At 61.2% G+C, this 21554-nt stretch carries 19 protein-coding genes; 9 read left to right on the top strand and 10 right to left on the bottom strand.

The features are described from left to right. Positions 1–154 precede the first annotated feature (154 nt). From AC1D2N_RS02610 to AC1D2N_RS02585, 6 genes are all read left to right on the top strand, one after another. Positions 155–1027 carry a MurR/RpiR family transcriptional regulator gene (locus tag AC1D2N_RS02610; RefSeq protein WP_018242903.1) on the top strand — a complete coding sequence of 291 codons (873 nt, stop codon included), beginning with the start codon at positions 155–157 and terminating at the stop codon, positions 1025–1027. Positions 1028–1217: 190 nt separating this feature from the next. Continuing rightward, positions 1218–2321, top strand: coding sequence for an ABC transporter substrate-binding protein (locus AC1D2N_RS02605; RefSeq protein WP_018242904.1), 1104 nt, complete (start codon positions 1218–1220; stop codon positions 2319–2321). A gap of 71 nt (positions 2322–2392) precedes the next feature. Next, positions 2393–3286 (top strand): ABC transporter permease, encoded by an 894-nt coding sequence (locus tag AC1D2N_RS02600; RefSeq protein ID WP_018242905.1) that lies wholly within the window; start codon positions 2393–2395, stop codon positions 3284–3286. After that, complete coding sequence (locus AC1D2N_RS02595) at positions 3283–4071, top strand: ABC transporter permease (RefSeq protein WP_003561111.1); 789 nt, start codon at positions 3283–3285, stop codon at positions 4069–4071. Before AC1D2N_RS02600 ends, AC1D2N_RS02595 begins: the two co-directional genes overlap by 4 nt. 12 nt (positions 4072–4083) lie before the next feature. Continuing rightward, positions 4084–5145: an ABC transporter ATP-binding protein gene (locus AC1D2N_RS02590; RefSeq protein WP_028732867.1), complete on the top strand. Its 1062-nt coding sequence runs from the start codon at positions 4084–4086 to the stop codon at positions 5143–5145. A gap of 196 nt (positions 5146–5341) precedes the next feature. Continuing rightward, positions 5342–5647: an NIPSNAP family protein gene (locus AC1D2N_RS02585; RefSeq protein WP_028732868.1), complete on the top strand. Its 306-nt coding sequence runs from the start codon at positions 5342–5344 to the stop codon at positions 5645–5647. 74 nt (positions 5648–5721) lie between these two features. Here the strand turns inward: AC1D2N_RS02585 and AC1D2N_RS02580 are convergent, their stop codons facing one another. From AC1D2N_RS02580 to AC1D2N_RS02560, 5 genes are all read right to left on the bottom strand, one after another. Then, positions 5722–6723: an ABC transporter ATP-binding protein gene (locus AC1D2N_RS02580; protein ID WP_017988986.1), complete on the bottom strand. Its 1002-nt coding sequence runs from the start codon at positions 6721–6723 to the stop codon at positions 5722–5724. A gap of 10 nt (positions 6724–6733) precedes the next feature. Next, positions 6734–7792 carry a Gfo/Idh/MocA family protein gene (locus AC1D2N_RS02575; protein ID WP_028732869.1) on the bottom strand — a complete coding sequence of 353 codons (1059 nt, stop codon included), beginning with the start codon at positions 7790–7792 and terminating at the stop codon, positions 6734–6736. Continuing rightward, the gene (locus AC1D2N_RS02570) at positions 7789–8628 is read right to left on the bottom strand and encodes a carbohydrate ABC transporter permease (protein WP_018074095.1); all 840 of its coding nucleotides are present in this window, start codon (positions 8626–8628) and stop codon (positions 7789–7791) included. The genes AC1D2N_RS02575 and AC1D2N_RS02570 overlap by 4 nt, the downstream gene beginning before the upstream one ends. A 9-nt stretch (positions 8629–8637) precedes the next feature. Beyond that, a complete protein-coding gene (locus AC1D2N_RS02565; RefSeq protein ID WP_018242910.1) occupies positions 8638–9585 on the bottom strand; it encodes a carbohydrate ABC transporter permease in 948 nt (315 codons plus the stop codon). A 218-nt stretch (positions 9586–9803) separates the two neighbouring features. Further along, complete coding sequence (locus AC1D2N_RS02560; protein ID WP_018242912.1) at positions 9804–11060, bottom strand: ABC transporter substrate-binding protein; 1257 nt, start codon at positions 11058–11060, stop codon at positions 9804–9806. Between the two features lie 532 nt (positions 11061–11592). Between AC1D2N_RS02560 and AC1D2N_RS02555 the strand changes: the two genes are divergently transcribed. Together AC1D2N_RS02555 and AC1D2N_RS02550 are read left to right on the top strand one after the other, a co-directional pair. Beyond that, positions 11593–12477, top strand: coding sequence for a glucosamine kinase nucleotide-binding domain-containing protein (locus AC1D2N_RS02555; protein WP_047623439.1), 885 nt, complete (start codon positions 11593–11595; stop codon positions 12475–12477). Continuing rightward, positions 12474–13238 carry a GntR family transcriptional regulator gene (locus AC1D2N_RS02550; protein WP_018242914.1) on the top strand — a complete coding sequence of 255 codons (765 nt, stop codon included), beginning with the start codon at positions 12474–12476 and terminating at the stop codon, positions 13236–13238. The genes AC1D2N_RS02555 and AC1D2N_RS02550 overlap by 4 nt, the downstream gene beginning before the upstream one ends. Before the next feature lie 134 nt (positions 13239–13372). Here the strand turns inward: AC1D2N_RS02550 and metH are convergent, their stop codons facing one another. Further along, positions 13373–17146, bottom strand: a complete 3774-nt coding sequence (gene metH, locus AC1D2N_RS02545; RefSeq protein WP_047623440.1) for a methionine synthase — start codon at positions 17144–17146, stop codon at positions 13373–13375. Between the two features lie 269 nt (positions 17147–17415). Here metH and AC1D2N_RS02540 point away from each other — a divergent pair, with 269 nt between their 5' ends. Further along, positions 17416–18675 carry an AGE family epimerase/isomerase gene (locus tag AC1D2N_RS02540; RefSeq protein WP_028732873.1) on the top strand — a complete coding sequence of 420 codons (1260 nt, stop codon included), beginning with the start codon at positions 17416–17418 and terminating at the stop codon, positions 18673–18675. Between the two features lie 78 nt (positions 18676–18753). Here the strand turns inward: AC1D2N_RS02540 and AC1D2N_RS02535 are convergent, their stop codons facing one another. The 4 genes from AC1D2N_RS02535 to AC1D2N_RS02520 form a co-directional block, all read right to left on the bottom strand. Beyond that, positions 18754–19377, bottom strand: a complete 624-nt coding sequence (locus AC1D2N_RS02535; protein WP_130729278.1) for a DUF2799 domain-containing protein — start codon at positions 19375–19377, stop codon at positions 18754–18756. 127 nt (positions 19378–19504) lie between these two features. After that, entirely contained in the window at positions 19505–20002 is a 498-nt protein-coding gene (locus AC1D2N_RS02530) for a heme-degrading domain-containing protein (protein ID WP_130729279.1), read from the bottom strand. Positions 20003–20194: 192 nt separating this feature from the next. Next, positions 20195–20806, bottom strand: a complete 612-nt coding sequence (locus AC1D2N_RS02525) for a flavin reductase family protein (protein WP_028732875.1) — start codon at positions 20804–20806, stop codon at positions 20195–20197. Positions 20807–20809: 3 nt separating this feature from the next. Next, complete coding sequence (locus AC1D2N_RS02520) at positions 20810–21553, bottom strand: aspartate/glutamate racemase family protein (protein WP_018446595.1); 744 nt, start codon at positions 21551–21553, stop codon at positions 20810–20812. Position 21554: the final 1 nt, after the last annotated feature.

Raw genomic sequence — 21554 nt, 5'->3', positions numbered from 1 at the left:
AATTCCTTATGAAGAAAAGAATTCTTCAGGTTTCAACCTGTGTCAAGCATCCACTGAAAATTTCTTTTCATGACAGTGGTTGACATGGATTATGACAGCGTTGTTAACTTTGAGTGGGAAAGTGGCGCCAGACCATCCCGGGGAGCATAAGTACGTGACAGTTGCGTCGAAGACGGTTTCGGACGTCATACACTCGCATTTGGGGGTGTTGACGCGTGCCGAGAAGCAGCTGGCCGAGAGCCTGCTCGACAATTATCCGGTCTCCGGGCTCGGTAGCATCACCACGATCGCCGAGAACGCCGGCGTCTCGACGCCGACCGTCGTGCGCATGGTGCAGAAGCTCGGCTTCAAGGGCTATCCGGACTTTCAGGCGCATCTGCATCAGGAAGTCGAGGCGACGATCTCGAACCCCATCGCCAAACATGACCGCTGGGCGCAGAACGCCCCAGGCACCCATATTCTCAACCGTTTCGCCGATGCGATCATGGGCAATCTGCGCCAGACGCTGACCGATCTCGACACCGCGACTTTCGACAGCGTCGCCGCGTTGCTCTCCGACCGTAAGCGCGGCCTTTATTTCGTCGGCGGTCGCATCACTGGCGCGCTTGCCGAATATTTCTTCACCCATATGCAGGTCATCCGGCCGGCAACGACACTGCTATCGTCGAATTCCAGCAGCTGGCCGCAATATGTCCTCAACATGAATGCCGGCGACATCCTGATCATCTTCGACATCCGCCGCTACGAGCAGGAGATGGTGAGCCTCGCCACCGCCGCCCGCAAGCGTGGCGCCGAAATCGTCGTCTTCACCGACCAGTGGGCCTCGCCCGCCGCCAAGCTCGCCAGGCATGCTTTTCGCGTCCGGATCGAGGCGCCGTCGGCCTGGGATTCCTCCGTCGTCACCCTTTTCATCGTCGAAGCGCTGATCGAGGCCGTTCAGAATTCGACCTGGGACGAGACGAAGGAGCGCATGAAGACACTGGAAGGCCTGTTCGAGCAGACCAGGCTTTTCCGTAAACCCGGCTAGGAGGACAAGATTAAAACAGAAGAAAAACAATGACGGATTTTCACGGAACCACAGCGCGCTGTCGCAAACGAAACATTGCCGCAACCGCCTGCTATTTAGGGTGAAATGAACGTCATCCAATCGTCATACAAGCTTCATGTAAGCTCATTAACAGCATCGCCAGACACTGAAAACCCGAAGGAGAACAACAGTGATCTCTAACATTTCTCGACTACTGTCGCTTTCTACTGCGATGATCGTGGCTTCGACCGCGATTGCCGCTGCCGAGCCGAGCGCTGAACTTATCGCCGCCGCCAAGAAGGAAGGCACGCTGACGACGATCGCTCTTCCGCACGACTGGTGCGGCTACGGCGAAGTCATTGCCGGCTTCAAGGCCAAGTATGGCCTCGAGGTCAACGAGCTCAACCCGGATGCGGGTTCGGGCGACGAAGTCGAAGCCATCAAGGCCAATAAGGGCAACACCGGCCCGCAGGCTCCTGACGTCATCGACGTCGGCCTCTCTTTCGGCCCGTCTGCAAAGAAAGACGGCCTGATCCAGCCTTACAAGGTCTCCACCTGGGACTCCATCCCGGATACCGCCAAGGATGCCGAAGGCTACTGGTATGGCGACTACTACGGCGTTCTCTCGTTCCTCGTGAATAAGGATCTCGTCAAGGAATCGCCGGCCGATTGGGCCGACCTGAAAAAGAGCGACTACGCAAATAGCGTTGCCCTCGCAGGCGACCCGCGCACCGCCAACCAGGCCGTCCAGGGCGTCTATGCCGCAGGTCTTTCCGCATCCGGCGGTGACGCTGCCAAGGCCGGCGAAGAAGGTCTGAAATTCTTCGCCGAATTAAACAAGAACGGCAATTTCGTGCCGGTCGTCGGCAAGGCGGCTCCGTTCGCGCAGGGCTCGACGCCGATCATCGTTGCCTGGGATTACAACGCCCTCTCCTGGGGAGAAAGCCTCAAGGGCAATCCTCCGTTCGAGGTCGTCGTTCCGAAGTCGGGCGTCGTTGCCGGTGTCTACGTCCAGGCTATCTCAGCCTTCGCTCCGCACCCGAACGCTGCCAAGCTCTGGATGGAATACCTTTATTCCGACGAAGGTCAGCTCGGCTGGCTGAAGGGCTATTGCCACCCGATCCGCTTCAACGATCTTGCCAAGAACAACAAGATCCCGAAGGAACTGCTCGACAAGCTGCCGCCGGCTGCAGCCTATGAAAAGGCCGTTTTCCCGACGCTCGAAGAACAGTCCGCTGGCAAGGAAGCCATCACCAAGAACTGGGATTCCGTCGTCGGCGCCGCCGTCAAGTAGCCTCTAATCCTGCCTCCCCGCCGCAAGGCGGGGAGGTTTTCTCACTCCGACGCCCCAGGATGAGCTTGTCCATGAGCACCGTTTCAACGCCTATGGTGCGCAGTGCCCCCTTGATCAACAGAGATCGCGTGATCGACTGGCTGGGCATTGCACCCTTCATCATTTTCTCCCTGCTGTTCCTGATCATCCCCACGCTTTATCTTGTGGCGGGCGCATTCCTGACGCCCGAGGGCGATTTCACGCTGAAGAATATCGGTGATCTCTTTACCCCATCCATCATGAGCGCCTACTCGATCAGTATCCGTGTCTCGGTGGCGTCGGCTCTAGGCGGTGCGCTGATCGGCTTCTTCCTCGCCTGGGCCGTCGTGCTCGGTGGCCTGCCCGCCTCCGTCCGTTCGACGCTCTTGACCTTCTCCGGTGTCGCCTCGAATTTCGCCGGCGTGCCGCTTGCCTTCGCCTTTCTCGCAACGCTCGGCCGCACCGGGCTTGTGACGATTTTCCTGCGCGAATGGTTCGGCTTCAATCTCTACGGCACCGGCTTCAATCTGCTGTCCTTCTTAGGCCTCACCATCACCTACATGTATTTCCAGATACCGCTGATGGTGCTGATCCTGACGCCGGCCCTCGACGGCATGAAGAAGGAATGGCGTGAAGCCTCGCAGATCCTCGGCGCCACCAACCGCCAGTACTGGACGATGGTCGCGCTGCCGATCCTTTGGCCGAGCCTGCTCGGCACGACGCTGTTGCTCTTCGCCAATGCTTTCGGCGCCATCGCCACCGCTTTCGCGCTGACCGGCAGCTCGCTGAACATCGTGCCGATCCTGCTCTACGCGCAGATCCGCGGCGACGTTCTGCACAATGCCAATCTCGGTTACGCCATCGCGCTCGGCATGATCGTCATCACCGGCGTCTCCAACGTCCTTTACCTCATGCTGCGCATGCGCGCCGAACGGTGGCAGAAATGAAAGCTCAACGTCTCGGAGCCTGGATCGCTGTCATTCTGGGTGCATCCTATTTCGTCATTCCGTTGATCGGCACAATCGAGTTTTCGTTGCGCATGCGCCGCGGCGAATACAGCCTCGACGCTTATGAGTCGGTATTCTCCGACATTCAGTTCCGCGAGACCTTCGGCTATTCCATGCTGATGGCGTTGCTCACCATCGTCTTCGGCATGCTGCTCGTCGTGCCGACGGCCTATTGGGTGCGCCTGCGCCTGCCGCAGATGCGTCCGGTCGTCGAATTCATCACGCTACTGCCGCTTGTCATTCCGGCGATCGTCATCGTCTTCGGTTACCTCAGAATGTATAATTCGTCCTCTTACTTACCGTTGACGGGTTCGACGACCGGGACCAACATCCTGCTGGTCTTCTCCTATATCACGCTGTCCCTGCCCTATATGTACCGCGCCGTCGACACCGCCATGCGCGCCATCGACGTCCGCACGCTGACGGAAGCGGCCGAAAGCCTCGGCGCCCGATGGACGACCATCATGTTCAAGTGCATTTTCCCGAATGTCATGAGCGGCGTGCTCTCAGGCGCTTTCATCACGCTCGCAATCGTCATGGGCGAATTCACCTTTGCCGCACTTCTCAACCGTCCGGCCTTCGGTCCTTACCTGCAGCTCGTCGGCGCCAACAAGGCCTATGAGCCTTCGGCGCTTGCCGTCATCGCCTTCTCGATCACTTGGCTCAGCATGGGCCTGCTCAACCTCGTTTCCCGCTTCGGCAAAGCCGCCCCGGCAAAGGCTTAAGGTATCTGGCTCATGTCTTTTCTCACGCTGAACAACATTCAGAAATCCTTCGGCCCGGTTCAGGTCGTCAAGAACTTCAACATGACGATCGAGAAGGGTGAGTTCATCTCCTTCCTCGGACCGTCGGGCTGCGGCAAGACGACCGTCCTGCGCATGATCGCCGGCTTTGAAACGCCGACCGGCGGCACGCTGACCATCAACGGCAAGGATCAAAGCTCGCTGAAGCCGAACCAGCGCAATATCGGCATGGTGTTCCAGGCCTACGCGCTGTTCCCCAACATGACGGTGCACGACAACGTCGCCTTCGGCCTCAAGGTGGCAGGCGCGCCGAAGCCTGAGATCGACGCCCGCGTCAAGGAAATGCTCGGCCTGATCAAGCTCGATCACCTGGCCGACCGCTTCCCCTATCAACTGTCGGGCGGCCAGCAGCAGCGTGTCGCCCTTGCCCGTGCGCTTGCTGTCAAGCCGCAGGTGCTGCTGCTCGACGAGCCGCTCTCCGCACTCGACGCCAAGATCCGCGTGTCGCTGCGCGAGGAAATCCGCCAGATCCAGCAGCAACTCGGCATCACCACGGTCTTCGTCACCCACGATCAGGAGGAAGCCCTGTCAATCTCCGACCGCATTGTCGTCATGAATGCCGGTAAGGCCGACCAAATCGGTTCGCCCTTCGAGATCTACAATACGCCGGCGACGCGCTTCGTAGCCTCCTTCGTCGGCACGCTGAACCTCATCGAGGCCAAGGTCGTCGATCCCGATACCAACCGCATCCAGATCGGCGATCAGGGCATAACGCTGAAGCAGTCCGTCGCCGCCCACAAGGCCGGCGAAACCATTTCGCTAGCCCTGCGTCCGGAAGCCGGCTCGCTCTCCGACAGCGTCAAGAGCGACACGGCGCTGACCGGTCAGGTCGTTTCGGCCCATTTTCTGGGGTCGGTCATCCGCACCCGCATGAATGTTGGCGGCAACGTCATCTCCTTCGATATGTTCAACAGCCCGGGCACCACCCCGCCGCAGGCCGGCGAAACGGTAACGCTGCGCTTCATGGCAGCCGACCTGCTCATCATCCGCGACTAACCAGCGTAGCGCGACCTCGCCTGGAAGGCGCCGCCGACGCGGCGCTTTTTTCATTTCAGGCCGGCCGACCTGTCAGCAAACGTGATGCAGCCATCACCGTAAAGCACTTGAACTCTCCCAGCCCAGTGCCAGAAGTTGAATAGACCAAATGAGCCGGGCAGCCCTCCGCCCGGCATTTACGCGATGGGATATGTCAATGATTACCTGCCACCTGCGTTATGTGATCGATCCGTACAAGCTTGCCGAATTCGAGGAATATGCCCAGCTCTGGATTCCGATCGTCAACAGAATGGGCGGCACCCATCACGGTTATTTCCTGCCGTCCGAAGGCGCCAACAACATTGCCGTTGCCTTGTTTTCCTTCCCGAGCCTTGCCACCTACGAGGACTATCGCACACGCATGGCGAGCGATCCGGAATGTCAGGCCGCTTTCGAACTCGACAAACGCAACCGCAGTATCGTCAGCTATGAACGCAGCTTCATGCGGCCCGTGCTCGGCTGAGCGAACCGCACACGAAGGGAAACGAAAAAGCCCCGCCAGGCTGGCTGGCGGGGCTTTTTCGTTCTGTCATGCGCTTAGCGGATCGCCTGGTCGTCTACATCGAAGCGATGCACATGCGCCTGGTCCGGGGTCGCATAGACGATCTCGTCCGGCTCATACTGATGCTCGCCGAAAAGACGCGCCGTCAACAGGCCGCATTGATCAGATTCGAGATAGATGATCGTGTCGGCGCCGAGATGCTCGACATGCACGACCTTCGCAGCCCAAGTCCCCTGTTCGCGCGACAACGTCAGGTGTTCGGGACGCACGCCGATCGTCTTGGCGCTGTGATCGCCAACCTTCTCGGCCGCGATGAAATTCATCTGCGGCGAGCCGATGAAGCCGGCGACGAAAACATTGGCCGGTCGTTTATAGAGTTCCATCGGCGAACCGATCTGCTCGATCGCCCCGGCATTCAGCACCACGATCTTGTCGGCAAGCGTCATCGCCTCGACCTGATCGTGGGTGACATAGATCATCGTCGCCTTCAGACTGCGGTGCAGCCGGGCGATTTCGAGACGGGTCTGGACGCGCAGCGCCGCATCGAGGTTCGACAGCGGTTCGTCAAACAGGAAGAGTTCGGGTTCGCGTACGATGGCACGGCCGATGGCGACGCGCTGGCGTTGGCCGCCGGAGAGCTCGGCCGGCCGCCGCGCCAGATAGGGTTCCAGCGAAAGCATGCCGGATGCCTTGCCGACACGCTTGTCGATCTCGTCCTTGGCGGTGCCGGCCTGCTTGAGACCAAGCCCCATATTGTCCTTGACCGTCAGATGCGGATAGAGCGCGTAAGACTGGAACACCATGGCGATGCCGCGCTTGGCCGGCGGCGTCAGCGTCTCATCGCGACCATTGATGACGACGGCGCCTGACGTGACGTCTTCGAGGCCTGCAATGCTGCGCAGCAGAGTCGATTTCCCACAGCCCGACGGCCCGACGAAGATGACGAATTCGCCGTCCTTGACCTCAAGGTCGATGCCTTTCAGCACCTCATGCGTGCCATAGGTCTTGCGGATGGATTTGAGTTGAAGCGATCCCACTGTTTTTCCCTTACAATCTGACCGGCTGGCCGGTACGCACGCTCTCGTCGGCGGCAAGGCAGATGCGCAGCGACGCCACCGCATCCGCCATATGGCGGTCGAGGTCCAGATCCTCGCGGATCGCCCTCAGCATGAAGGCCTGTTCCAGGTCGCAGAGCGCCTGATGGCCGGGTTCGCCTTCCATCGTCATGTCCTGGTCGGGTCGGATGAACTTGCCGTCAGGCCCGGTCTCGGCAGTGTGCAGCCGGATCACCGAGGTCTTGGTGTGTGTGTCGATATCGTCGGACTTGGCGTTCGGATCCATGACGATCGACACCGCGCCTTTCGGCGACATCACATCCTTCACGAAGAAGGCGGTCTCCGAGATCATCGGGCCCCAGCCGGCCTCGTACCAGCCGACCGAACCATCCTCGAACAGCACCTGCAGGTGACCGTAATTATACATGTCGGCGGCGATCTCTTCCGACATACGCAGCCCCATGCCGCGCACCTCGACAGCCTTGGCGTCGGTGATCTGGCACATGACGTCGACATAATGCACGCCGCAGTCGACGATCGGCGAGGTGGTGCGCATCAGCGACTTGTGCGTCGCCCACGTCGGGCCGCTGGACTGCTGGTTGAGGTTCATGCGGAAGACGTAAGGTGGACCGAGCTTGCGCGCCTCTTCGATCAGCTTCATCCAGGAAGGATGATGGCGAAGGATATAACCGATCACCAGCTTGCGCCCCGCCTTCTTAGCTGCCGCGACGACGCGCTCGGCATCGGCGACGGTGGTTGCAAGCGGCTTTTCCACGAAGACGTCGCAGCCGGCCTCGAAGGCGGCGACGGCATAATCGGCATGACTGTCGGAGTAGGTGTTGATGGAGCAGAGGTCCGGCTTCAGCTCGGCCAGCGCCGCCGTGAAGTCGGGATGGATCGTATAGCCCTGCAACTCAGGCTCCAATTGCGGCGTCGAGCGGTTGACGAGACCGACGATCTCGAAGCCGGGATTGTTGTGATAGGCGAGCGCGTGGCTGCGACCCATATTGCCGAGGCCGGCAACGAGGACACGGATCGGTTTTACTGTCACTTGACGGCTCCTGACGTGATGCCGCGGATCAGCTGCCGCGAGAAGATGACGTAGAGGACGAGGATAGGCAGGATCGCCAGTGACAGCGCCGCCAGCACCGCGTTCCAGTTGGTGACGAACTGGCCGATAAAGATCTGCGAGCCGAGTGTGACCGTCTTGGTGGCCTCGGAGGGCGCGAGAATCAGCGGGAACCAGAGGTCGTTCCAGATCGGGATCATCGTGAACACCGCGACCGTCGCCATCGCAGGGCGGACCAGCGGCAGCACCAGACGGAAGAAGATCGCATATTCGGAAAGCCCGTCGATGCGCCCGGCATTCTTCAGATCGTCCGAAACCGTGCGCATGAATTCCGACAGGATGAAGATCGCCAGCGGTATGCCCTGCGCGGTATAGACGAGGACCAGCGCCGTCAGCGTATTGACGAGGCCGGCCGCGACCATGCCCTGCAGGATCGCCACCGTGCCGAGACGGATCGGGATCATGATGCCGATCGCCATGTAGAGACCAAGCAGCATATTGCCGCGGAAGCGATACTCCGAGAGCGCGAAGGCCGCCATGGCGCCGAAGAGCAGCACCAGCAAGATCGAGACGATCGTGACGATGAAGCTGTTCTGGAAATAGGTGGCGAAATCGCCCTGCCCGAGCACCGTCTGATAGCCGACGAGGCTGAAGGTCGACGGCGTCGGGATCATCAGCGGCTCGCGGAAGATCGAGGCACGATCCTTGAACGAGTTGACGATGGTCAGAAACACCGGAAACAGCGCGACCAGCGTATAGGCGCTCAGCGCCAGATGCACGAGGCCGGTGCGGATGGGAGATGTGCGTGCCTTGGACATGCGCGCTCCTCAGAACTGGTAGCGACGCATGCGCCGCTGGATGACGAACAGATAAAGCGAGACGCCGGCGAGAATGATGAGGAACATCACCGTGGCGATGGTCGCGCCCATCGAGCGGTCGCCGAGCTGAAGCTGGAAACCGAAGAAGGTGCGGTAGAGCAGCGTGCCGAGAATGTCGGTCGACATGTCTGGCCCGGCAAGCGCCCCCTGCACGGTATAGATCAGGTCGAAGGCGTTGAAATTGCCGACGAAAGTCAGGATCGAGATAATGCCGATCGCCGGCAGGATGAGCGGCAGCTTGATTTTCCAGAATTGGGCCCAGCCGGTGATGCCGTCGCATTCGGCCGCCTCGATCACCTCTTCGGGGATGCTGAGCAGTGCGGCATAGATCAGCATCATCGGAATGCCGATATATTGCCAGTTCGAGATCAGCGACACCGCGATCAGCGCCGATCCGGACTTACCGAGCCAGGGCGCGAACAGGAATTTCAAGCCGATGAGATCGAGCATCCAGGGCGCCACACCCCAGATCGGCGAGAGGATGAGCTTCCAGATGAAGCCAACGATGACGAAGGACAGGAGCGTCGGCAGAAACATCGCCGTGCGGTAGAAGGCAACGCCGCGCAGCTTCGGCACCGAAAGCAGGGCGGCAAGCGCCACGCCTATCGGGTTCTGCACGCACATGTGGATGGCAAAGAAGATCAGGTTATTGACAAGGGCATTCCAGAAATCGCGCGCCCAGCGCGCATCGCCGAACAGCACCTTGAAATTCGCCAGTCCGACGAAGGCCGGCTGCCCGTCGACCGTATTGTAGAGCGACAACCGGAGCGTTTCGATAAGGGGCAGCACCATGACGGCGGAATAGACGATCAGGGCCGGCAGCATGAAGACGAAGATGTGCCAGCGCACCGGGCGCCTGATCGGGACGATATCGACCGCGTTGTCGGTTTCGCTCATGGCTTTTGCCTGTTCTTGTCGACTGGCCGCAAGGCGCAGCACAGATGGAAAACATTGCGCCTCACCCTGCCCTTCTCTCCGGCTGCGGGGAGAAGGAACGTGCCCTGCTGAAATGCCATGTCGGGCTGGGAGGTCGCTGCGAGTCTCCTTCTCCCCGCAAGCGGGAGAAGGTGGCCAGCAGGCCGGACGAGGGGCGGCAAACGCCGCCCCTGATCACATCACTTGGCCGGCTTGTACCAGCTGTCGAGGCCCTTCTGGAGTTTTTCGGCAGCAACCGCAGGCGTATCCGTGCCGTTGATCACATTGGCCGATTCGACCCAGGTCTCGTTTTCGAGGTTCGGCGTGCCGCGCGACAGGATCTGATAGGTCGAGCGCATGGTCGACTTGTACGGGCCGCGCCAGGAGACGAACTCCTGAGCGAGCGGATCGGACATCTTGACCGGGGTGGAGTTCAGGCTGAAGAAGCCCGGCAGCGAGTTCGCATAGATGTCGGCGAACTCAGGCGAAGCAACCCAACTGAGGAACTTCTTGGCTTCCTCGGCATGTGTGCTCTTCGCGTTCAAGGCGACGCCGATGTCCGGATGGTCGGAGATGTAGCCGGTGTCACCGGCCTTCGGAACCGGCGGCGGGAAGGCGCCCATCTTGAACTGCGCCTGGCTGTTGAACAGCGAGATTTCCCACGAACCGGCCGGGTAGATGGCGGCACGGCCGAGCGTGAAGAGATTCTGGCTGTCCGAATAGGTCTGGGCTTCGAAACCGTCGCCGAGATAGGGCTTCCACTTGGCAAGCTCTTCATAGGGCTTGACCCATTCGGCGTCGGTCAGCTTCTGCTTGCCTTCGATCAAGGCCTTACGGCCTTCCTCACCCTTCCAGTAGTTCGGGCCGATATTCTGGTAGCCCATGGTGGCGGCCTCCCAGAGATCCTTGGTGCCCATGGCGAGCGGGATGTAGGTGCCGTCGGCCTTGATCTTGTCGAGCGCTGCGTAGAACTCGTCCTGCGTCTTCGGCACGGAGATGCCGAGCTTATCGAAGGCATCCTTGTTGTAGATGAAACCGTGGATGACCGATGCCATCGGCACGCAGAAGGTCGACTTGCCATCGTCGGTCGCCCAGGCGGCCTTGGCGACCGGAGAGAAGTTCTCCATGCCCGGCAGACTGGTGATGTCGACAAGCTGTTTCTTGTTGAAGAGCTCGAGCGAGGTGAACGGACGGCAGGTGATGATGTCGCCTGCGGAACCGGCATCGAGCTTGGCGTTCAGCGAAGCATTGTATTCGGTCGGCGCGGTCGGCGAGAAGACGATCTTGATGCCCGGGTTCTTGGCTTCGAACGCCGGAATGATCTTTTCCTGCCAGATCTGCAGGTCGTCGTTACGCCAGCTTTCGAGCGTCAGCGTGACGTCGGCGGCATGGACGAGACCTGCCGGCGTCAGCAGGCTAGAGGCAAGCAGCAAGCTTTTCAGAGCAGTGTTTTTCATTTCCCTCTCCTGTTGTCAGGCGCCGAAGGCGCCGTTTTTCGATCTGAAACAAGCAATTGGCGTGTCTGAGGAAACACCCCAATGCCCCTTGGAGGACCGCCAGCGACTGCCGGCCCCGAAAGCTCGTGGACGCAAAGGCGGATCGCCTGCGGCCGGAAGTGCGCGCCTTCCCGGTGGCCTGCACCGGGCGTGGCGAAATGACGAGGGAAAGCCGATGGATGCCTGAACTCAACCACTGGCCACACGGGCCGGCAGGTGTCCTTGCAATCATCCTCGAAGCGGTTCCGGCTTGGCTTTACTGCCGGTTTTCGTGGGCTTCGAAACGCTGTTCCCTTTGATCGAATTAAGGCCAAAAAAATACCAATTGTCCAGCCGAATTTAACTTTTTCGCTGCCAAAAATTCATTAAAAAATTTTATCAAGCAAAATCAATATGATAAAAAGATTGATTTTCTCCTTCATTCCCACTTGGTAAATGGTATTTTTTTGGTATTGTATTAAAAAACATGGGGAACGGCATATTCGGAGGCCCGATGACGGAGCTTGCAATCGGCATAGACGGCGGCGGAACAAGCTGCCGAGCCGCGGTCGCGGACAGAAACGGCAATATCATCGGCCGCGGCAAATCAGGCCCTGCCAACATTCTGTCGGATCTCGAAAACTCTCTTCTCAATATCGTTGAATCCGCCCGGCAGGCGCTGCGCGATGCCGGGCTTGCTGCAGAAACCATTTCCTTCGTCGCAGCCGTCGTCGGCGTCGCAGGCGCCAATGTCGGGGATTACGGCAGGCGAATCGAAAAGGCCCTGCCCTTCGCCGAAGGCCGCGTCGTCACCGATGCGCTGATCGCGCTGCAGGGCGCGCTCGGCGATGCCGACGGCATCGTCGGCGCCTTCGGCACCGGCTCGGTCTATAACGCCCGTAGGGATGGCCGACTGAATGGCATCGGCGGCTGGGGTTTCGTCGTCGGCGACCAGGCAAGCGGCGCCCGCCTCGGCCGCGACCTCCTGGAACGATCGCTGCTGGCCCATGACGGAGTGCGCCCGGCATCGCCGATCACCGAAGCTGTCATGACCGAATATGGCAATGATCCGGAGCGCATCGTCGAATTCGCGCATTCGGCAAGACCGAAGGACTTTGCCGGCTACGCACCGATCGTCTTCCAACATGCGGCCAAGGGCGATGCCGTCGCGGTCGGCATCGTCACGGATGCCGCAACGGCAATCGGGGAAAGCCTCGACGCGCTGCTCTGGCCCGAATGCCCGTCGATCTGCCTGCTCGGAGGTCTTGCCGAAGCCTATGAACCCTGGCTTTCCGAACGCTACAGGCCGCGGCTTGCCAGACCGAAGAACGATGCCTTGCACGGCGCAGTGGAACTTGCGGTGAAGCTCCTGAACGATCGACAGAGAGGTGCGGCATGAGCGACGACCTCGCTACCATCCTGTCCCTGGAGCGCCTGCAGGCTGCCGGCACCGGCCCACTCTACGTCAAGCTGCGCCGCATGCTCGAAGAGGCCGTGCGCACCGGCACGCTCGGCCACGGCGATGCGCTGCCGCCGGAACGCGACATCGCCGAATTCGCCGCCGTCAGCCGCGTCACCGTGCGAAAGGCGATCGACGATCTTGTCGCCGACGGCCTGCTGGTGCGCCGCCACGGCTCGGGCACCTTCGTCGCCAAGCCGGTCTCCAAGGTCGAGCAACGCCTGTCGCAGCTCACCTCCTTTACTGAGGATATGGCGCGCCGCGGCATGTCCTCCCGCTCCGAATGGCTGCACAAGGGCATCCACACCCCCTCGCCCGACGAGATGATGATCCTTGGCCTCGGTACCGACGTCAAGGTTTCGCGCCTCTCCCGCCTGCGCATCGCCGACGACCAGCCGCTGGCGATCGAGAACGCTAGCGTTTCCGGCGAATTCCTGCCCGATCCCTCAGCCGTCACCAATTCACTCTATGCCGAACTCGAACGCCTCCAGGTTCGCCCGGTGCGCGCCGTGCAGCGCATCTCGGCGACCAACATGAAGGAAGCCGACGCCCAGCTTCTCGGCGTCTCCGTGGGTGCGGCCGGCCTGTCGATCGAGCGTATCTCCTATCTCGGCTCCGGCCGCGCCGTCGAATTCACCCGCTCGCTCTATCGCGGCGACGCCTATGATTTCGTCGCGGAGTTGACGATCGCGGTGACTTGAACCGCAAAGCCGACAGCATCGGCTCCAAGGAATAATCTTCTTGATTTTCAAAAGCATGGAGCCGGAAAGTGAATCACTTTCCGGCTCCATCATTTCTTGAATCACTTTATCAGCGGACGACGCCAAACGGCTGGTTACGCCGCATCCTCGATCTCGGTTTCGACCTTGCGCGGCACGTAGTTCAGCACCGGTCCGAGCCAGCGCTCGACTTCGGAGACCTCCATACCCTTGCGGGCCGCATAGTCTTCCACCTGATCGCGCTCCACCTTGGCGACGCCGAAATAATAGGAGTCGGGATGGCCGATATAGAGGCCGGAGACCGAGGAGCCCGGCCACATCGCATAGCTCTCCGTCAGCTTCACGCCGGCCGCCTTTTCAGCGTCGAGCAGCTTGAACAGCGTTGCCTTTTCGGTGTGGTCAGGCTGGGCGGGATAACCGGGCGCCGGGCGGATGCCGGCATAGGCTTCGGTGATGAGATCCTCCTTGCTGAGCGTCTCGTCCTTGGCATAGCCCCAGTATTCGCGTCGCACCTGCTCATGCATGCGCTCGGCAAAAGCTTCAGCGAAGCGGTCGGCCAACGCCTTGACGAGGATCGACGAATAATCGTCGTTCGCCCGTTCGAAACGCTCGGCGATGGCGATTTCCTCGATACCCGCCGTCACCACGAAGCCGCCAACATAATCCTGAACACCGCTTGTGACAGGCGCGACGAAGTCGGAGAGCGCCACGTTCGGCCGCCCGTCCCGCTTCGAAAGCTGCTGGCGCAGCGTATAGAAGGTCTCAAGCTCCTGTTTCCGGCTCTCGTCCGTGAACAACTGGATATCGTCGCCGACGGCGCCGGCCGGCCAGAAGCCGATGACGGCGCGCGGACGGAACCACTTTTCGTCGATGATCTTCTTGAGCATGGCCTGCGCATCCGCCCAGAGCGCGCGGGCTGCCTCGCCCTGCTTCTCGTCTTCCAGAATGGCGGGGTAACGACCGCGCAGTTCCCAAGTCTGGAAGAACGGCGTCCAGTCGATGTATTTGGCAAGCTCGGCCAGATCGTAATCCTCGAACACCCGCGTGCCGAAAAATTGCGGCTTCACCGGCTGGTAGGCAGACCAGTCGATCTTGTGGGCATTCTCGCGAGCCCGGGGCAACGGCAGGCGCACTTTCTCGGCCTCGCTGCGCGCATGGGCGGCCGCCACCTTGGCATATTCGGCTCTTATATCGTCGACATAGTTCTGCCGGGTCTCCGGCGACAGCAGCGCCGAAACAACGCCGACGGCGCGGCTCGCATCGGTGACGTAGACCGTCTGTCCCTTGTTGTAGCCCGGATGGATCTTCACGGCCGTATGCACGCGGCTGGTCGTCGCCCCGCCGATCAAAAGCGGGATCTCGAAACCCTGCCGCTCCATCTCGGCGGCAACATGCACCATCTCGTCAAGCGACGGCGTGATCAGGCCGGAAAGGCCGATGACGTCGACCTTTTCGGCAATGGCCGTTTCGAGGATCTTCGTCGCCGGCACCATGACGCCGAGGTCGACGATCTCGTAATTGTTGCAGGCAAGCACGACGCCAACAATGTTCTTGCCGATATCGTGCACGTCGCCCTTGACCGTCGCCATCAGGATCTTGCCGGCCGACCGGCGTTCATCGCCGCCGTTGAGGCGCTTTTCCTCTTCCATGTAGGGCAGCAGCACGGCCACCGCCTGCTTCATCACGCGCGCCGACTTGACCACCTGCGGCAGGAACATCTTGCCCGAGCCGAAAAGGTCGCCGACGACATTCATGCCGGCCATCAGCGGCCCCTCGATGACGTGCAGCGGCCGGGCGGCCTGCTGGCGCGCCTCTTCGGTATCGGCCTCGATATATTCGGTGATGCCGTTGACCAGCGCGTGTTCGAGACGCTTCTCGACGCTCCATTCGCGCCAGGAGAGATCCTGGACACGGCCTTCCCTGGCACCGGCGCCACGGAAACGCTCGGCCACTTCGAGCAGCCGCTCGGTGCCGTCGGGGCGGCGGTTCAGCACCACGTCCTCGCAGGCCTGGCGCAGTTCGGGATCGATATTGTCGTAGACGGCAAGCTGGCCGGCATTGACGATGCCCATGTCCATGCCAGCCTGGATGGCGTGGTAGAGGAACACGGCATGCATCGCCTCGCGCACCGGCTCGTTGCCGCGGAACGAGAAGGACAGGTTGGAGACGCCGCCCGAAATATGCACCAGCGGCATGCGCTCGCGGATCGTCCGAGTCGCCTCGATGAAATCGACGCCGTAATTATTGTGCTCTTCGATGCCGGTGGCGACCGCGAAGATGTTCGGATCGAAGATGATGTCCTCGGGCGGGTAGCCGATCTTCTCGGTCAGCAGCTTGTAGGCGCGCGTGCAGATATCCACCTTGCGCTCGTAGCTGTCCGCTTGCCCCGTCTCATCGAAGGCCATGACGACGACGGCGGCACCGTAATTGTGCAGCAGCCGCGCCTGGGCGAGGAAGTTCTCCTCGCCTTCCTTCAGCGAGATCGAGTTGACGATCGGCTTGCCCTGGACGCGCTTCAGGCCGGATTCGATGATCGAGAACTTCGACGAGTCGATCATGACAGGCACACGGGCGATGTCAGGCTCGGCGGCGATCAGGTTGAGGAACTCGACCATCGCCTTTTCGGAATCGATCAGCCCCTCGTCCATGTTGATGTCGATCACCTGCGCCCCGTTCTCGACCTGGTCGCGGGCGACATCGAGCGCTGCGGTGAAATCGGCGTTGGTGATCAGTTTGCGGAAGCGGGCCGAGCCGGTGACGTTGGTGCGCTCGCCGACATTGACGAAGGGAATGTCCTTCGTCAGTTCGAAGGGTTCGAGACCCGACAGCGACATGAAGGGTCGATGCTCGGGAATCGGCCGCGGCTTGTACTTGGCAACGGTCTCGGCGATCGCCTTGATATGCTCCGGCGTCGAGCCGCAGCAGCCGCCGACGATATTGACCAGGCCCTCGCGGGCGAAGCTGTCGATCTGCGCCGCCATCAGCTCCGGCGTTTCGTCATACTGGCCGAATTCGTTCGGCAGGCCGGCATTCGGATAGGCGCAGATGAAGGTGTCGGCAACACCCGAAAGCTCCTGCAGGTGCGGACGCATCGCATTGGCGCCGAGCGCGCAATTGAGCCCGATCGTGAAGGGATTGGCGTGGCGCACGGAATTCCAGAAGGCCGATGGCGTCTGGCCAGACAGCGTGCGGCCGGAAAGGTCGGTGATCGTGCCCGAGATCATCACGGGCAGGCGCACGCCCTTGGCCTCGAAGCGCTCCTCGCAAGCGAAGATCGCCGCCTTGGCGTTCAGCGTGTCGAAGATCGTCTCGATGAGGATGATGTCGGCGCCGCCGTCGATCAGCCCGTCGATCTGCTCGCCATAAGCGGAACGCAGATCGTCGAAGGTGACGGCGCGGAAACCCGGATTGTTGACGTCGGGCGAGATCGAGGCGGTGCGGTTGGTCGGCCCGATGGCGCCGGCGACGAAGCGGCGGCGGCCGTCCTCGCGCTCGGCGCGCAGTGCCGCCCGGCGCACGATCTCGGCACCTTCCTTGTTGAGGTCATAGACCGCACCTTCCATCTCGTAATCGGCCTGCGCGATGCGGGTCGAGGAGAAGGTGTTGGTCTCGAGAATGTCGGCGCCGGCCTTGGCGTATCTGTAATGGATCTCTTCGATCGCATCCGGCTGGGTCAGGATCAGAAGGTCGTTATTGCCCTTCTGGTGACAGGCGCAGCCGATGAAGCGCGTTCCGCGAAACTGGTCTTCGTCATAGCCGAGCCCCTGGATCTGCGTGCCCATGGCGCCGTCGAGAACAAGGATGCGTTCGCTCGCGGCTTGTTTCAAAGCTGCGAACACTTCACTGCCGTCACGCTTGCCCGTTTCCGGACCAAAGAGATTGTCAAACACGGGAGGGCTCCTTGACGTCATAAGACCAGACTTCCAAATCACATAAAGATATCTTTATGTCAATATATGCCTGGCGATTTCGTGCGTTGCAAGTCTACAGCGCCGCGCGTCTTTTAAGACGCGCAAAGGACGCTGTAGCAGTTTGAATCTGCGCATCGTGTTTTCCGAAATTCGATTTTCGGAAAGCACGATGCGCTAGCCAGATGACAGGCTTGCCCGACCTCTATATAGGCGTTTGCGACGCTTGTGCACGAAATCGGAGGAGCATCATGGCACCCGCAACCGGCAACGCCGCGCTTGGAAACTGGACGACCCGCGCCTATCATCGCGACTGGCTGCTGACCCAGGCGAACGGTCTTTTCGATTTCTTCCAGCACAATTCGGTCAACCCCAAGGGCGGTTTCTACGATCTCGACGACCAAGGCGGGCCGCTCGACGCCGAGGGCCAGGTTCGCGGCATCCATATCGCCGCGCGCGCCGTGCATTGCTTCTCGATCGGCGCCCTGCTCGGCCGTCCTGGTGCTGCCGATGTCGTCGACCACGGCATGGACTATATCTGGAATCATCATCGCGACCGGAAAAATGGCGGCTATTTCTGGTCCCTCGACAATAACGGTCCCGTCGATTCCAACAAGCAGGGCTATGGCCATGCTTTCGTGCTGCTCGCGGCCTCAGCCGCAAAGACGATCGGCCATCCGCTTGCCGACGGCATGCTTGATGACATCACCGAGATCCTGAATACGAAGTTCTGGGAAGCGAAGCACGGCGCGATTGCCGAGGAATTCACCGCCGACTGGCAGCCGCTCGACGGCGGCGCCTATCGCGGCCAGAACTCCAACATGCACCTGACCGAAGCGCTGATGGCGGCCTTCGAAGCCACCGGCGACCGGGACTATCTGACCAAGGCCGAAAGCATCGCCGATCTCGTCATCCGCCGCGCCGCCGGTTCGGTTGACTGGCGCGTCGCCGAGCATTTCGACGCCGAATGGAATCTCGACAAGACGTATTATCATCCGAACGAAATGTTCCGCCCGGCCGGCACGACGCCCGGCCACTGGCTGGAATGGGCCCGCCTCATCCTGCAGCTCTGGGCGCTCGGCGGCAAACGCATCGAATGGATGCCGGATGCGGCCAAGGCGCTCTTTGCGCAATCCATGGCGCTCGGCTGGGATAACGACAAGGGCGGCTTCTTCTATACGCTCGATTGGGACGACAAGCCCGCCAAGCGCAACAAGCTCTGGTGGCCGGCCTGCGAGGGTGCGGCCGCCGCGCATTTCCTCAACGAGCACCTGCCGAGCGATTACCACGAAGAGAGCTACCGCAAGATCTGGAACGTGATCGAACGCGCCTTCATCGATCACAAGAATGGCGGCTGGCACGAGGAGCTGACGGAAGATCTCGTCCCCTCACACTCACTGTTCCCCGGCAAGGGCGATATCTATCACGCCCTGCAGGCCTGCCTCATCCCGCTCTTCCCGGCGACCGGCAGCCTGACCAAGGGCATCGCCGAGGCCGGCGGGAAGCTCTGAAGCAGAGCATGGTGCCGAAAAGTGCGAGCGGTTTTCGGACGACATCATGCTCTAAATAGACGCGCGGCGCTGTAAGGATCAGTAACCCGGCGCCGGCAGTTCGGCACTCGGGTTCCGCTGGAACCACTCGACATCCTCGTTGACACGGTCGAGATCGTCCTGCACGTCGCGCTGGTCGCGGCGGATGTCGTGCATGTCGTCTTCGAGATCCTCGATCCGCCGGCGCAATTCCGAACGGTCGCCGTCCTTGGCATCCCTCAGCTTGTCGGAAAGCTCGTCGATATCAGTTTCCTTATTGCTATAATCGCTCTGCATCGAGCTGAGCCGCGCCTGCAATTCGTGCTGCTTGCTGCCGAGGTTGAAGCCGCGCAGGAAGCCCGGCGCGGTCTCGGGCGGGCAGACATTGGCGTAGCCGCTGCCCGCCTGGCCGCGCGCAAGCCCGCTGAGCGGCGTGCAATAGCGCACGAGACCGGCCTGATATCCCTGAAACCAGATCGTCTGATCGGGCACGATCTTGACGCGCTCGCAGGATTTCGCATGTGCGGCGAAGCGCTGTTGCGGCTCGTAGCCCGTCGCGCCGTCGCTCTCGCCGATCACCCGCCAGTCGGCGGCGACGCATTCCTCCTTGGAAAGCGTGTTGCAGGAGGCAAGCAAAAGACCGAAGCCGATGGTGGCGGCAAGCGCAAGAAACAAGCGGATCATGGCGTCCCGGGTAAGATGAGGAGTGCGATGCCGCAGCTTAGCCGCACGACAAGCCCGCGTCACCGGCACGGCGGCGCAAATTTGCAGTTTTCATGGCTTTTTTCTGTCAAAATTACGGCGGGACGTATCAGAGGAGCGGAGCGAGCCGGAGCGTATCCAGATCCTTCGCCAGCATCAGCGCCAGCGCCTCGACCGCGAGATTATGGTCGTCGCGCTGCGGCAGTCCCGAGACGGTGACGGCGCCGATGCAACCGGTGCCCTTGACGTTGATCGGGAAACTGCCGCCATGCGGCGCATAGTCGGCGCCGGAAAGCCCGTTATCCTCGACCGTCTTGCCGTCCTTCTGCAGCTTCAGGCCGGAGGCGTAGCTGCTGCGGAAATAACGCAGCACCATATTGCGCTTGCGACGCACCCAGTTGACGTTGTCGGGCGTGACACCTGGGAGTGCCGCATAGAAGACCGGCATCGAATGCAGGGTCACGTCGATCGCGATGCCGAGGCCGCGCTCGGTGGCGAGTTCCTGCAGGAGCTTGCCGAGCTGCCATGCCGTCGTCAGGTCGAAAGCGTCGAAGCTCAGGACTTTCTCCTGCTCCGCGATGCGGCTGAGATCGTCGTCGATTGTCATGGGTAAAGCGCTCCTCTGCCGCGATGAACCGTAGCCGACCATTCTCGCGGGAGCCGAAAAAGTAAAGCAAAAACTTGGGCCTATCCCTGGAGCAATTCCAGCAAGAGTGCGCAGCGGTTTTGCGTCCGGAATTGCGCGAAGACAAAGAGATAGAGCATTTTCGTGGCGCGAAGAAAACCGAAATGCTCTATGTCAGAGCTTCGGCGTCAACATCTCGAAACGGTCGCGGATGGTGGCGCAGGTATCGCCGCCGAGCCTCGCAATGGCATCGACGGCGGCCGGATCGACATGCAGCCGTTCCGGATCGACGACCCCGTCGCGGTAATGCGCATAGACGATCTCGCCCATGATGATCTGCCGCGAGCGGCCAAGCTCCAACGTCACATGCCGCCGGCATTCGAAGGCGGCCGGCGCCTCGGCGATAAAGGGCGAGGCCACCTTCTCGCCCGGCATCGCCGTCAGGCCGGCTTCCTTCAGCTCGTCGACGCCGCGCGGATATTTGGCGCCGCAGACATGCATCGCTTCAGCGATCGCGAAGGAGACGATATTGACCGTGAACACCTCGGTCATGCGGATATTGTGGCCGGTGTCCTTGAACGACATGTCGGCATTGTTCTCGACCCCGATCGCAAGGATCGGCGGATCGGCCGACAGGCAGTTGAAGAAACTGAAGGGCGCGGCGTTGATCCGGCCATTCTCGTCGACCGTCGTCACCAGCGCAATCGGCCGCGGAATGATCGTGCCGATCATCAGCTTGTAGCGTTGGCGCTCGGTGAGCTGCTCGAAATCGAAGGAAACGGACATCGGTCAGCCGACCTTCAGGATCGGCGAGAACGCGCTCATCGCCCCGGTGAAGGGTTTCGGAAGCGGCGAGGCGTAGGAGCCGCGCTTGCTGGTGCAAAGTCCGAGCGACACCAGCGCTTCGGCCTGCTTGACGGCGGCGGCGACGCCATCGACGACAGGCACGCCGTAGATCTCCTGCAGCTCACGGGCCAGATCGGTCATGCCGGCGCAACCGAGTACGATCGCCTCGGCGCCGTCTTCCGAAAGCGCCCGCTCGATCTCGGCCCTGAGCTTGCCGATCGCGCCGGAGGCCGCATCTTCCAGCTCGAGCACCGGAATGTCGGAGGCGCGTACCTTGGCGCGGTCGCCCATGCCGTAGCGGCGCACCAGATTGTCGATCAGCACCCGCGACCGCTCCAGCGTCGTCACCACGGTGAAGCGCTGCGCCAGAAAGCCCGCCGTCACCACCGCGGATTCGCAAAGCCCGAGGATCGGCACATCGGCGAAGGTTCGTGCCGCTTCGAGCCCGGTATCATCGAAGCAGGCGATCACGGCCGCATCATAACCCGCCGGCTGCCGGTCCCTGAGTTCGGCGAGCAGACCGGGGATCGCCAGCGCACCGTCGTAATGTCCTTCGATGGAGACCGGTCCCATGCGCGAGGTGGCGGCGATGATCTCCGTGCCGGATGCGGCCACCGCACGCGCGGCGGTCGCGGCCTTCTCGGTCATGGAGGCCGTGGTGTTGGGATTGACGATGAGGATGCGCATG

Source organism: Rhizobium sp. P1_B8, from assembly GCF_056406515.1.
The sequence above is the reverse complement of the archived record's forward strand: the minus strand, read 5'-3'. Positions and strand labels throughout refer to the sequence as shown.